The organism is Arthrobacter sp. B1I2, assembly GCF_030816485.1.
GTDB lineage: Bacteria > Actinomycetota > Actinomycetes > Actinomycetales > Micrococcaceae > Arthrobacter.
Window position 1 is genome coordinate 3654193 of the sequence record NZ_JAUSYC010000001.1, and the last position, 13050, is coordinate 3667242.

At 65.7% G+C, this 13050-nt stretch carries 11 protein-coding genes; 5 read left to right on the forward strand and 6 right to left on the reverse strand.

From position 1 onward, the window contains the following. Positions 1-3: 3 nt before the first annotated feature. The 5 genes from QFZ57_RS17020 to QFZ57_RS17040 all read right to left on the reverse strand — a co-directional run bounded on the left by QFZ57_RS17020 (position 4) and on the right by QFZ57_RS17040 (position 5332). On the reverse strand, positions 4-1212 hold the full coding sequence (locus tag QFZ57_RS17020) for a pseudouridine synthase (RefSeq protein ID WP_306901039.1): 1209 nt from the start codon (positions 1210-1212) through the stop codon (positions 4-6). 136 nt (positions 1213-1348) lie between these two features. Beyond that, positions 1349-1999, reverse strand: a complete 651-nt coding sequence (gene scpB, locus QFZ57_RS17025) for an SMC-Scp complex subunit ScpB (RefSeq protein WP_306632549.1) — start codon at positions 1997-1999, stop codon at positions 1349-1351. A gap of 35 nt (positions 2000-2034) precedes the next feature. Next, positions 2035-2850: a segregation and condensation protein A gene (locus QFZ57_RS17030; protein ID WP_306631688.1), complete on the reverse strand. Its 816-nt coding sequence runs from the start codon at positions 2848-2850 to the stop codon at positions 2035-2037. 7 nt (positions 2851-2857) lie between these two features. Continuing rightward, positions 2858-3757 carry a ParA family protein gene (locus QFZ57_RS17035; RefSeq protein ID WP_306631689.1) on the reverse strand — a complete coding sequence of 300 codons (900 nt, stop codon included), beginning with the start codon at positions 3755-3757 and terminating at the stop codon, positions 2858-2860. Positions 3758-3988: 231 nt separating this feature from the next. Then, on the reverse strand, positions 3989-5332 hold the full coding sequence (locus QFZ57_RS17040; RefSeq protein WP_306631690.1) for a cation:dicarboxylate symporter family transporter: 1344 nt from the start codon (positions 5330-5332) through the stop codon (positions 3989-3991). Between the two features lie 158 nt (positions 5333-5490). Here QFZ57_RS17040 and QFZ57_RS17045 point away from each other — a divergent pair, with 158 nt between their 5' ends. Further along, complete coding sequence (locus QFZ57_RS17045; RefSeq protein ID WP_306901041.1) at positions 5491-7125, forward strand: sensor histidine kinase; 1635 nt, start codon at positions 5491-5493, stop codon at positions 7123-7125. Beyond that, positions 7122-7835, forward strand: a complete 714-nt coding sequence (locus QFZ57_RS17050; protein ID WP_306901042.1) for a response regulator — start codon at positions 7122-7124, stop codon at positions 7833-7835. The genes QFZ57_RS17045 and QFZ57_RS17050 overlap by 4 nt, the downstream gene beginning before the upstream one ends. A 33-nt stretch (positions 7836-7868) precedes the next feature. On the opposite strand, the gene QFZ57_RS17055 is transcribed toward QFZ57_RS17050, so the two are convergent. Then, entirely contained in the window at positions 7869-9773 is a 1905-nt protein-coding gene (locus QFZ57_RS17055; RefSeq protein WP_306631692.1) for a propionyl-CoA synthetase, read from the reverse strand. A 173-nt stretch (positions 9774-9946) separates the two neighbouring features. Between QFZ57_RS17055 and QFZ57_RS17060 the strand changes: the two genes are divergently transcribed. Genes QFZ57_RS17060 through prpB form a run of 3 tightly spaced genes read left to right on the forward strand, consistent with a single transcriptional unit; the run spans position 9947 to position 13018 of the window. Further along, positions 9947-10603 carry a GntR family transcriptional regulator gene (locus tag QFZ57_RS17060; RefSeq protein WP_306901044.1) on the forward strand — a complete coding sequence of 219 codons (657 nt, stop codon included), beginning with the start codon at positions 9947-9949 and terminating at the stop codon, positions 10601-10603. Then, on the forward strand, positions 10596-12116 hold the full coding sequence (locus tag QFZ57_RS17065) for an MmgE/PrpD family protein (RefSeq protein ID WP_306901045.1): 1521 nt from the start codon (positions 10596-10598) through the stop codon (positions 12114-12116). Before QFZ57_RS17060 ends, QFZ57_RS17065 begins: the two co-directional genes overlap by 8 nt. Then, a complete protein-coding gene (prpB, locus tag QFZ57_RS17070) occupies positions 12116-13018 on the forward strand; it encodes a methylisocitrate lyase (protein ID WP_306901046.1) in 903 nt (300 codons plus the stop codon). Before QFZ57_RS17065 ends, prpB begins: the two co-directional genes overlap by 1 nt. The last annotated feature ends 32 nt before the right edge of the window (positions 13019-13050 follow it).

Sequence of the window (13050 nt, forward strand, 5' to 3'; positions counted from 1 at the left end):
GCGTCAGAGCCCTACGGATGCCAGCAGGTGGCCGACTTCCTGCTTGCCCAGGTTGCGGATGCTGCCCTGGCGCTGGTCACCGAGGCCGATGGGACCCACCTTGACGCGGACCAGCCGCTGGACCGGGAAGCCGACGGCATCAAAGAGGCGGCGGACAATGCGGTTCTTGCCCGAGTGGAGCACAACCTCGATCAGCACGTGGCCCGGAGTGGAGTCCACCAAGCGGAAGGAGTCAACGGATGCGAAGCCGTCCTCCAGTTCCACTCCGGACTTCAACTGGGCGCCGACACCCTGCGGGAACGGCCCGCGCACCTGCACCAGGTAAGTCTTGGGGACCTCGTAGGACGGGTGGGTCAGCCGATTGGCGAGTTCGCCGTCGTTAGTGAGCAGCAGCAGGCCTTCGGTGGCGACGTCCAGCCGGCCCACGTGGAAGAGCCGTTCGCCGGTGTTCTTGTTGCTCTTGAGGAAGTCGCTGATGCAGGGCCTTCCCTCGGGATCCTCCATGGTGGACACCACGCCCTTGGGCTTGTTGAACACCATGTAGACCAGGTTCTCGTCCAGCTGGATCCGGAGGCCGTCAACATGGATGACGGCGGTTTTGGGATCGACGCGCATGCCGAGTTCCGTGACCACCTGGCCGTCCACCTCAACGCGGCCTTCGGCGATCATCTCTTCGCAGACGCGCCGGGACGCGACTCCTGCGGATGCCATCACTTTCTGGAGGCGCACGCCGTCGGCATCGTGGAGTTCGGACTGCGGAACGTTGCCGCGGGGGCCCTTCTTGCGGCCGGGCTTGCGGACCGGACCCAGGTTCTGGCCGAAGCGTTCGCTGCCGAATGCTCGGGAAGCGGCCGCACCGGGAGTGCCCGTGCGTGGCTTGGGCTTGGGGGCGCCGGGGGTTCCGGGGGCCTTCTTGGCGCCGGGCTTGCGGGCAGCGGGCTTGCGCGACGACGGCTTGGCGTCACGGGCACCCTCAGCTGCACGTCCCTGCTGGTCCCCCGCGAGATCGGGGTCGATGAAGCGTTCCTCGCGCGGCTTGGGGGCGCGGTGCGGCCGGTCCCCGCCGAATCCTGCGCCCCGCTTGCCTGCTCCGCCGCGGGAGCCTCCGCTGAAGCCGCCGCCCTGTGCGCTGCGCTGCTGGGAATTGTTGCGTTCGTTGCCGCCGCGTCCCGAACCGTTACGTGGTGAACCCTGGCGTCCCGCCTGTGTCATGACCCGTCCTTCAATGTGTTTTGGCCGGCAGAGATGTCCAAGGACAACCCTAGCCAGCCGTGCAGACTTCGTCTGCCCTGATAAAAAACCTGATAAATAAACCTGCTGATGGGAACGGTGCCGGCAGGGGTCCTGCCTACATCGTCCCGGCGTCGTAGAACTCTGCGATCCCGTCGAGCCCCGGAAGGTGCGGCGACAGCTGGGGCAGGTCCTCCACTGAACCGATTCCCATCCGTTCGAGGAAATAGGAGGTGGTCCGGTAGAGGATCGCGCCGGACTCGGGATCCGTTCCCGCGTCCTCGATCAGCCCGCGCTGGGCCAGCGTCCGTACGACGGAATCAACATTGACACCGCGAATTGCAGACACACGCGCCCGGGAAACGGGCTGGCGGTACGCAATGACTGCCAGTGTTTCCAACGCCGCCTGGGTAAGCCTGGCAGTCTGGCCCTCAAGCACATACTTGCCAACAATGTCGGCAAACTCCGTGCGCGAGTAGATCCGCCAGCCACCGGCGATGTTCCGCAATTCAAAACCCCGGGGGCTGGAGCCAAGGCCAGCGTGGCTGGCACTCTCCATATCCGGGGCTTTAACAGTATAACCGTTATACTCGCGCTGCAGTTCTGCCAGCATGGAGCGGACGGCATCGACCGTGAGGCCCACCCCTGCGGCCAGTTCCTCCTCCGTGGCGGGTTCGTCCAGGACCATGAGCACCGCTTCAAGGGCAGCCTTGGCACCGCCGGGCAGGTGGTCAAAGATGGCGCCGTGATCGACCTCCTCCTGCGGCACCCTGTCTTCCCGGTCGGTGTCCTGCGGGGTGGAATTCACAGTTGCTCCTCATACTCTTCGCTCAGGTCTTCCGCTGACCATTCCCGGCCCTCGGCTGTCCAGTGGATGGCAAGCTCCGCCAGCGGGGACAGTTGGTCGAATGAGACGGCCCGGTCCCGGAAAAGTTCCAGGAGGGCCAGGAACCGGGCCACCACCACCAGGGTTGAGTCGGCGTCGGCAATCAGGGAACGGAAGGTCTGCGGCGACTCCTGCTGAAGGCGAAGCCCCAGCATCCTGGCCTGTTCCTTGACGCTGACGTTGCTGCCATGCAGGTGGCCGAGCGCCACCTGCGGTGGCTGCGCCGGTGCTTTGGGCCGGAGCGCGGCCTCGGCCAGCGCGGCGAACTGTTGGGGTGTGTGTTTCCAGACCAGTTCGGGAAGCATCGCTGCGAAGTGCCCTTCCAGGGCCACCTGGCGCGGAAAGCGCCGGCCTTCCTGGTGCAAAGTTTCACCCAGGATGCCTGCCACCTGTTTGAAAGCCTTGTACTGGAGCAGCCGGGCAAAAAGGAGGTCGCGTGCCTCCAGCAGGGCAATGTCCTCGTCATTCTCCACTTCACCGGCGGGGAGGAGCCGCGCGGCCTTAAGGTCAAGCAGCGTGGCGGCAATCACCAGGAACTCGCTCGCCTCGTCCAGGGCCCATTCTTCACCGAGCTGCTGCAGCTTCCGGATGTACTTGATGAACTCATCGGTGACCGTGGCGATGGCCACTTCGGTGATATCCAGCTGGTGCTTGGCGATCAGTCCCAGGAGGAGGTCGAACGGACCCGTGAAGTTGGCCAGCCGCACCTCGAAGCCGGGTTTGGATTCGGCCACGGGGTGGTTAGGGTGCGCCGCCGCGGGAAATCAGCTCCTTGGCCAGCCGGCGGTAGGCGTCCGCGCCCACGTGGTTTCCGGCATAGCTGGTGATGGGCTCCGCGGCCACGGTGGCATCTGCAAACTTGATGGAGCGCTTGATGACGGTTTCGAAAACCTTGTCACCGAAGGCCTCCACCAGCCGGGTGATCACTTCGCGGCTGTGCAGCGTCCGTGCGTCATACATGGTGGCCAGCACGCCGTCCACCTGCAACCGGGGATTCAGCCGGTCCTGGACCTTGTCGATGGTTTCGACCAGGAGCGCCACGGCGCGGAGGGCGAAGAACTCGCAAATAAGCGGGATGATGACCCCGTGGGCCGCTGTCAGTGCGTTGACGGTCAGCAGGCCCAGGGAAGGCTGGCAGTCGATGAGGACGACGTCGTAATCGTCTTCGACTTTCTTGAGCGCACGGTCCAGGACCTGTTCACGCGCGACCTCGTTGACTAGCTGCACCTCGGCAGCGGAGAGGTCGATGTTAGCCGGCAGCAGGTCGACGTTCTCGACTCCGGTCTGGTGGATGGCGTCGCGGATGTTCACCTTGCGGTCCATCAGGACGTTGTACACCGTGAGGTCCAGCTCATGCGGGTTGACGCCCAGGCCGGCAGACAGCGCACCCTGCGGATCGAAGTCCACCAGCAGGACACGGCGGCCGTACTCAGCGAGCGCGGCGGCAAGGTTAATGGTGGAAGTGGTCTTCCCCACGCCACCCTTCTGGTTGACCATGGCGATCACCCGGGCCGGACCGTGGGAGGACAGCGGCGCGGGTTCCGGGAACTCCCGGTATGGGCGCCCGGTGGGCCCCATCACCGCGTTTTCCAGGTCGAATTCCGTGCCCTCCAGAGTTGCTGAACCCTGTTCGCTGCTCACGTATCTGTCCACACTTTCGATGACGGTGATTTCCTGCCGCTGGCTCACCAGCGCCGTTCGTTCTGCTCCCTAGGTTACAGCGCCCGACACGGTATTCGACGGAACTTGACTTTCCGCGAATGTTGAGCCTTGACCCTCTAGCTGAGGTCGAAGGTTGAAGCGAGGGGGAATGCGAAACCGCCCCCGCAGCGTGGCTGCAGGGGCGGTTTAGCGGGGTTGCACCGATCAGGACTAGGCCTTGGCGGCCTGGAGTGCGCCCTCTTCCTTCGGTGCCATCTCGCCGTGTCCGGGAATCATGGTCTGCTCGTCGAAGGGGACTTCGCCGGAGAGAACGCGGGTGACCTGTCCGCCGTCGATCTCCTTGACCCAGGTGCCGATCAGGACCGTTGCCACGGCGTTGCCGGTGAAGTTGGTCAGCGCGCGGGCTTCGGACATGAAGCGGTCGATGCCAACGATCATGCCCACGCCGCCCAGCAGTTCGGGCCTGTGGGCCTGCAGGCCTGCTGCGAGGGTGGCCAGGCCTGCGCCGGTCACGCCGGCGGCGCCCTTGGAAGCGATGATCATGAAGATCAGCAGGGAGATCTGGGCGCCGAGGTCCAGCGGGGTTCCCATGGCGTTGGCCACGAAGAGCGATGCCATGGTCAGGTAGATGGCCGTGCCGTCCAGGTTGAAGGAGTAGCCGGTGGGAACGGTCACGCCGACGACCGGCTTGGAGACGCCCAGGTGTTCCATCTTTGCGATCAGTCGCGGCAGTGCGGCCTCGGAGGACGAGGTGGAGAAGATCAGGAGGTATTCGCGGGCCAGGTACTTCATCAGCTTGAAGATGTTGACGCCGGCCACCACCTGCAGGAGTCCGCCGAGGATAACCACGATGAAGAGTGCGCAGGTGATGTAGAAGGCAATCATGAGGGTGAACATGCTGATGATTGCCTGGAAGCCGGTTGCGCCCACGACGGCGGCGATGGCACCGAAGGCGCCTACCGGAGCCAGCCACATGATCATGATCAGGATGCGGAACACGAGGGCCTGGCCGTGGCCGACGGCCTTGAGGATCGGCGCGCCCTGGGCGCCCATCTTCTGCAGCGCGAAGCCAACCAGGATAGCTGCCAGCAGGGTGGGCAGGACGGGAACGTCACCGGGGATGATTCCCAGCAGGAAGTCCACGGTGCTGTCCGTGGCGGCCTTTTTGTTCGGGTCGTACGGAGTCAGCTTCAGGCCCTCACCCGGGTGGATGATGTTTCCCACGACAAGGCCGATGGCCAGGGCGAAGGTTGACATGACGATGAAGTAGCCGAGCGCCAGGCCGCCGACCTTACCGACGGTGGCCGCCTTGGCGATGGAGCCGATGCCCAGGACGATGGTGCAGAAGATGACCGGCGCGATCATCATCTTGATGAGTTTGATGAAGCCGTCGCCCAGGGGCTTGAGGGACTTGCCCACCTCCGGGAACAGCAGGCCAACGGCCGCACCCAGAATCACGGCGACGATGACGGCAATGTAAAGGTAGTGCGATTTGTCCAGGCCTTTGCGCCGCGTCTTCACGGTGTCAAGGGACTCTCCTCGTTGAGAAGCCATGATGTGTCTCCTTATGGATAATCTGATAGACGCTGGCGCACAGTCTCTGGGCTCATCACGTCCTTGCGGTGTGATATCCATCATTGGGTACGCCGTGATCCAGCTCACCGTTGCGTTCATATTGGTCGCGGCACATACAGGGTCAAAGGGAGGCAGCCATGATCCACCGCTGGAGTATCGCCCGCCGGCTCTTCCTGGCGAACCTGCTGATCGTCGTGTCCTTTATAGCCATCGTGGGAACCGCCGCCTATGTGGATGCGCGGGACAGGACATATGACGAGGCCGGCCGCCGGATGGAAGGGGTGGCCGCCTCCATCGCCGCCAATCCCCTGGTGCTGGAGGCAGCTGCCACGCCGGACCCGTCCGCCCTCCTGCAGCCCTACGCCAGGGATGTCACCGCCGCAGCCGGCGTTGACTTCATTACCATCATGGCTCCCGACCGGACCCGCTGGACGCATCCCCGGGGTGAGGAGCTGGGCCGGCCCTATATAGGCTCCATCGACGAAGCGCTGCGCGGCCATGCCTTCACCGAAGTCACGGCAGGGACCCTGGGCCCCTCCGTCCGGACCATAGTCCCCGTCAAGGATTCCGCGGGCACGGTGAAGGCGCTGGTGGCGGTAGGTGTCACCGTCCGCAGCATCGATATCGCATTCGCCGGACGCCTCCCTGTCCTGCTGGCCGTCGGCATAGCCCTTCTGGTGGGCGGGTCCCTCGCGTCGTGGCTGCTCGGCAGGTACCTGCGGCGGGTAACCAGAGGGTGGGGTCCGGAACAGCTGGCGCAATTGTTCGCCTACTACGAATCGGTGCTGCACTCGGTCCGGGAAGGCCTCATCCTCATCGATGCCAGGAAGCGTGTGGTGATGTACAACGACCAGGCCGCCGAGCTGCTGGGCCTGCCCGAGACCGGCAGCAATGATCCCACCCGGCCACCGTCGCTGGCAGACCTTCCCCTGGACACCGAACTGCGCCGCCTGTTCGATTCCGGACGAACCACCAAGGACGAGATGGTCCTGACCGGCTCCCGCGTGCTGGTGGTCAACCAGGGACCGGCCAGGGGTCCTGAGTCCCCGGGGATGCGCGGGAAGGTCCCTGTATACGGAACGGTGGCCACCCTCCGGGACCGGACGGAGATCGAGGCGCTGGGCAACGAACTGCAGACCATGCGGACCCTTTCCGACGCGCTGCGTGCCCAGACCCACGAACACGCCAACCGGCTGCACACGATGGTTTCGCTGCTGGAACTGGGCCGGACCGGGGAAGCCCTCGACTTTGCCACCCAGGACCTGGCGCTGAGCCAGCGGCTGACGGATGACATGGTGAGCTCGATCGATGAACCGGTGGTTGGCGCACTGGTGATGGGGAAGGTGGCCGAGGCCCACGAACGCGGCGTCCAGCTGGATGTGTCCACCCTGGGCTCGGGCACGGCGCCCGGGTTGGCCGTCCAGGACCTGGTGACAATCCTGGGGAACCTGCTGGACAACGCCATCGACGCTGCCGCCGATGCCCCGCCTCCCCGGAATGTGGTTTTGGCGCTGGAGGCGGATGAGGAAGGACTGGACATCGCCGTGTCCGATTCCGGCACACCCATCGACGCGGCCGACGCAGAAAAGATCTTCCGGCACGGATTCAGCACCAAGCCTGCGGGGGCCGGGGGCCGCGGCATTGGCCTGGCACTGGTCCGGCAGGCCGTGCAGCGTTTGGGCGGTACGCTGGCCATCAATGGCCGGCGGGGTGCCAAGTTCGAAGTATTCCTGCCCGCAGCGGTGTCCGCGGAGAAGGAGCACAGACAGTGAGCAACATCCGGGTCCTCGTCGTCGAAGACGAGGCCATCGCCTCGGCAGCCCATGCGGCGTACGTGGCGCGGCTGGACGGATTCGAGCTCGCCGGGACAGCTCCCGACGGCCAGTCGGCGCTGCGGCTGCTGAATGAATTCATGGCTGCGGGAGAGCCGGTGGAACTGGTCCTGCTGGACATGAACCTGCCCGACCTGCACGGGCTGGACATAGCCCGGCGGATGCGTTCGGCGGGGATCCTGGCGGACATTATCGCCATCACCGCCGTGCGCGAACTGGCAATCGTCCGCAGCGCCGTGGCGATCGGCGTAGTCCAGTACCTGATCAAGCCCTTCACGTTCGCCACATTCTCCGACAAGCTGGAAAACTACCGCCAGTTCCGGCAGCAACTGGCGGGTTCGAGTGCTGGTGGAGGCAAGGGGGGTGCATCCCAAAGCGAGGTGGACCGGGCCTTTGCCAGCCTCCGGGCACCGTCCGAACTCCCGCTCCCCAAGGGCCTTTCCACCTCGACGCTCGATTCCGTCCAGGAGTTTCTCCGCCGGCAACCCGAAGCCGTGTCCGCCACCGAGGTCATGGACGCCCTGGGGATGTCGCGGGTAACGGCGCGGCGCTACCTCGAATACCTTGCCGATGCCGGCACTGTCTCCCGGACCGCCCGCTACGGCACCCCCGGCAGGCCCGAGAACGAGTACCGCTGGAACGCCCGCTGAGCCGCTGCGGGGTTGAACGCCCAGGCTGTGCCCTCAGCCGGCTTCTGCTTTGCTGACCCGAAGCGCTCCGATGAGCTGGTCGATGACCCCCGGATCTTCGATCGTGGAGGGCACCGTGTACTCCTCGCCGTCCGCTATCTGGCGCATGGTCTTGCGGAGGATCTTGCCGGAACGTGTCTTGGGCAGGGCCTCCACCACCGTCACCTGCTTGAAGTCGGCAACCGCACCAATGTCCCGCCGGACCAATGCCACCAGGTCCTTGGCCAGGAGGTCTTCGGGGATGTCGACGCCGGATTTGAGCACCACATAGCCGCTGGGTCGCTGGCCCTTGAGGGAATCGGCGAGGCCGACCACCGCGCACTCGGCCACTGCCGGATGCTGGCCAATCACCTGTTCGATGGCGCCAGTGGAGAGCCGGTGTCCTGCAACGTTGATGATGTCGTCGGTGCGGCCCATGACAAACAGGTACCCGTCCTCATCGCGGAATCCGGAGTCGCCGGTGGCGTAGCAGCCCTCGAAGGCCTGCAGGTAGGAGGAAATAAAGCGTTCGTCGTTTCTCCAAAGCGTGGTGAGGGTGCCGGGCGGCAGCGGCAGTCCCAGCACGATGTTGCCCTCGGCGCCGGGTGCCACCTCCCCGCCCGCGCCGTCGAGAATCTGCAGCCTGTATCCGGGCATTGGAACGGTCGGGGAGCCGGCTTTGATGGGCAGCTGCTCCAGGCCGCGCGGGTTGGCGCAGATGGCCCAGCCGGTCTCGGTCTGCCACCAGTGGTCAACCACCGGCACTCCGAGGACCCGGGATGCCCAGTGGAACGTGTCCGTGTCCAGCCGCTCCCCTGCCGTGAACAGGGTCCGCAGGCTGGAGACGTCGTAGTTTTCCAGATGCGACGCCTCCGGATCAGCCTTGCGGATGGCCCGCAGCGCCGTGGGGGCGGTGAACAGAACGTTCACCTTGTGGTCCTGGACCACGCGCCAGAACGCGCCGGCGTCGGGCGTGCCAACGGGTTTTCCTTCGTACATCACCGTAGTGGCGCCGGCGAGCAGCGGCCCGTACACGATGTACGAATGTCCCACCACCCAGCCCACGTCCGAGGCGGTCCACATCACGTCCCCGGGACCGACGTCGTAGATGTTCTCCAGCGTCCAGCGCAGGGCGACGGCGTGGCCGCCGTTGTCCCGCACCACCCCTTTGGGCGTGCCCGTGGTTCCGGAGGTGTAGAGGATGTAGAGCGGGTCCGTGGCCTTCACGTCAACAGGAGCTGCAGGCTCTGCGGCGGCTATTGCCGCGTCCCAGTCCAGCCAGCCGGGGTGGTCCGCCGCCCCCGACGCGAAGCCGGCCCGCTCCTTGACCAGCACGGGGATGTCCGGGCTGCCTGCCAGCTTGAGCGCCTCGGCGACGGCGGGCAGGTACTCGATCCGGCGGGAGGGCTCGATTCCGCCGGACGCGGTGACCACCGCGGCGGGTGCTGCGTCCCGGATCCGGGCCGCGAGCTCCTTGGGCGCAAAGCCCCCGAAGACCACAGAATGGATGGCGCCGAGCCGGGCCGTGGCCAACATGGCGATCGCGGCTTCCGGGATCATCGGCATGTAGATCACCACCCGGTCCCCCTTGCCCACGCCGTGGCTGCGCAGCACACCGGCAAAGCGCGCCACTATGTCAGTGAGCTGGGAGTACGTGTAGCGCTGCCGGGTTCCCAGCATGGCGGAGTCATGGATCAGGGCATCCTGCTCCCCCCGGCCTTCGGCGACGTGCCGGTCCAGGGCGTTGTAGCAGGTGTTCAGTACCCCGTCCGGAAACCAGCTGTAAAGCGGAGCCCGGCTGGAATCCAGTGCCCGGCCCGGCGGCGAGCTCCAGTGGATCTTTTCAGCCGCTTCCAGCCAAAAGCCCTCGGGCTGTTCAACACTGCGCTGGTAGCTGTCCCGGTAGCTGTTGCTGGCCATAGCATGATCCCGTCCACGACGTTGTGATGCAGCTCATGGTAGCGGGAGCCGCAGCCGCCCACAAGAGCGGATGTATACAAGAAAGGCACCAGGACCGTCCCTCATTGCGATTCTTCCCTATGTAGGCGAGTCTATGTATACACTGGTGCAGTCAGCCGAGGAAGGAGACCGCCGTGCGCGCCAGCGACAAGGCATATGCCGCCCTGCGCGACGACATCATTGAATGGCGCCTGGCGCCCGGGACGGTCCTTGCGGAGGTGGAACAGTCCGAGCGCCTCGGCGTCTCTCGCACGCCGCTCCGGGAAGCCCTGGGCCGCCTCACCGCGGAAGGGCTCACGACGGCGGGCGGCCGCGGCGTCGTCGTCAGCGGCATCTCCCTTGACGACATCGACGAACTGTTCGAACTCCGGGAAACCCTCGAAGGCAGGGCGGCGGCGTTGGCCGCCAGGCGCGGCGACCCCGCCACGTTCGAGTGCCTGCAGCGCGAACTGCTCCGGGCTCCGGAACTGATCAGCGGCGGCGACCCAGCCCTCCATGAGTACTACGAACTGGTGGGCCGGCTGGACTCAGCCATCGACGCCGCTATTTCCAACTCCTACCTCGCCCAGGCCATGCGGAGCCTGCGCGTGCATCTGGTCCGGATCCGCCGGCTTGCGGCCGACGACGCCTGCCGCCTCACTGCCGCAGCCGCCGAGCATGCCGCCATCGCGGAGGCCATCGCGGCCGGCAATCCGAAGCTCGCCGAGGCGGCCACCATCGTCCACCTGCACCGAAGCCTCTCCCACATCAAAGCAACCCACGAATCCCACCAAAAGGAGCACCATGGTTAAGGAACACCACGTCCGCGTTTACAAGAGCGAAGAAAACCTGGCCCGTGAGGACCAGCTCGCCTACAAGATCGCGCAGGTTGCGGCGGACCCTGTGGCTGTGTCTGACGAAGTGACTGACATGGTGATCAACCGCGTCATCGACAATGCCTCGGTGGCCATCGCCTCCCTCAACCGGGGTCCCATCGTCGCAGCCCGCGCCCAGGCACTGACCCATGGTCCCAGCACCGGGGGCAAGGGATCCAAGGTCTTCGGCATCGAGGAACGCGTGGCACCGGAATGGGCGGCCTGGGCCAACGGCGTGGCCGTCCGCGAGCTCGACTACCACGACACCTTCCTCGCCGCCGATTACTCCCATCCCGGCGACAACATTCCCCCGATTCTGGCGGTCGCCCAGCACGTCGGCGCCAGCGGCAACGACCTGGTCCGCGGCATCGCCACCGGGTACGAGATCCAGGTCAACCTGGTCAAGGCCATCTGCCTGCACAAGCACAAGATCGACCATGTGGCGCACCTGGGCCCCTCGGCCGCCGCCGGGATCGGCACCCTGCTGGGCCTCGACGTCGAAACCATCTTCCAGTCCGTGGGTCAGGCGCTGCACACCACCACCGCCACCCGGCAGTCCCGCAAGGGCGAGATCTCCACCTGGAAGGCCCATGCCCCGGCGTTTGCCGGCAAGATGGCCATCGAATCCGCGGACCGGGCCATGCGCGGGCAGACCTCCCCGGTGCCGATCTATGAGGGCGAAGACGGCGTCATCGCCTGGATGCTCGACGGCCCGGACGCGTCCTACCTGGTCCCGCTCCCCACGCCCGGCGAAGCCAAGCGCGCCATCCTGGACACGTACACCAAGGAACACTCGGCCGAATACCAGGCCCAGGCCTGGATCGACCTGGCCCGCAAGCTGCACCGCGAACACCCTGAGGTCACCAACCCGGCCAACGTCGAATCCGTGTTGATCAAGACCAGCCACCACACGCACTACGTGATCGGCTCCGGGGCCAACGACCCCCAGAAATACAGCCCCACCGCCTCCCGGGAGACCCTGGACCACTCCATCCCGTACATCTTCACCGTGGCCCTGCAGGACGGGGCCTGGCACCACGTGGACTCCTACGCCCCGGCACGCGCCGGACGCCCGGACACCGTCGAGCTGTGGCACAAGGTGAGCACCGTGGAAGATCCGGAATGGACCCGCCGCTACCACTCCGTGGACATCGCCGAGAAGGCCTTCGGCGGCTCGGTGGAAATCACGCTCAAGGACGGCACCGTCATTACCGACCAGATCGCCGTCGCGGACGCCCACCCCTTGGGCGCCCGGCCCTTCGCCCGCGAACAGTACGTCAACAAGTTCCGTACCCTGGCCGCGGGGCTCGTGGAGGAAGCTGAAATCGAACGGTTCCTCGCCGCCGTCGAACGCCTCCCCCACCTCGCCGCCGGGGAACTGGACCAGCTCAACATCACCGCCGCCCCCGGCGTCATCGACCCCGCGGCGGCACCGAAGGGACTCTTCTGATGCTGTACTCGAAGACCACACCGGAGCAGAAGCGGATCCGATTCCGGGAACTGCTGTCCTCAGGGACCATCCAGCAGTTCCCCGGCGCGTTCAACCCGCTCTCGGCCCGGCTGATCGAGGAAAAAGGCTTCGCCGGCGTCTACATCTCCGGCGCCGTCCTGGCCAACGACCTCGGCCTGCCGGACATCGGCCTGACCACGCTCACGGAGGTGGCTACCCGCGCCGGGCAGATCGCCCGCATGACGGACCTGCCCTCGATCGTTGACGCGGATACCGGCTTCGGTGAACCCATGAACGTGGCGCGGACCGTCCAGGAGCTCGAAAACGCGGGCCTTGCCGGCTGCCATATCGAGGACCAGTTCAACCCCAAGCGCTGCGGCCACCTGGACGGCAAGAATGTGGTGGACCTCGACACCGCCACCAAACGCATCCGCGCCGCAGCGGACGCCCGGCGGGACCCCAACTTCCTGATCATGGCACGCACCGATATCCGCGCTACGGACGGGCTGGAAGCCGCGCAACAGCGCGCCAAGGCCCTCGTTGAAGCCGGCGCGGACGCGATCTTCCCGGAAGCCATGAAGGACCTCACTGAATTTCAGGCCATCCGGGACGCGGTGGACGTGCCGATCCTGGCCAACATGACCGAATTCGGCAAAAGCGACCTCTTCACGGTGGATGAGCTGGCCGACGTCGGGGTGAACATGGTGATCTATCCGGTGACGCTGCTCCGTAGTGCCATGGGCGCTGCTGAGCGTACTCTGGAATCGATCAAATCCGACGGCTCCCAGGAGGCACAGGTTCCAAGCATGCTGACCCGTGCCAGGCTCTACGACCTCGTTGACTATGAGGCCTACAACCGCTTTGACACTGGCGTGTTCAATTTCCAAATCCCCGGAACGTGACAGCCGGCACCTGCCATCCAACCGGAAAGCCG

What these genes read in the sequence shown, in the direction of transcription:
- QFZ57_RS17020 (WP_306901039.1), bottom strand. Translation starts at nt 1,212, where the DNA reads ATGACACAGGCGGGACGCCAGGGTTCACCACGTAACGGTTCGGGACGC.
- QFZ57_RS17040 (WP_306631690.1), bottom strand. Translation starts at nt 5,332, where the DNA reads ATGGCTTCTCAACGAGGAGAGTCCCTTGACACCGTGAAGACGCGGCGC.
- QFZ57_RS17045 (WP_306901041.1), top strand. Translation starts at nt 5,491, where the DNA reads ATGATCCACCGCTGGAGTATCGCCCGCCGGCTCTTCCTGGCGAACCTG.
- QFZ57_RS17055 (WP_306631692.1), bottom strand. Translation starts at nt 9,773, where the DNA reads ATGGCCAGCAACAGCTACCGGGACAGCTACCAGCGCAGTGTTGAACAG.
- QFZ57_RS17065 (WP_306901045.1), top strand. Translation starts at nt 10,596, where the DNA reads ATGGTTAAGGAACACCACGTCCGCGTTTACAAGAGCGAAGAAAACCTG.
- prpB (WP_306901046.1), top strand. Translation starts at nt 12,116, where the DNA reads ATGCTGTACTCGAAGACCACACCGGAGCAGAAGCGGATCCGATTCCGG.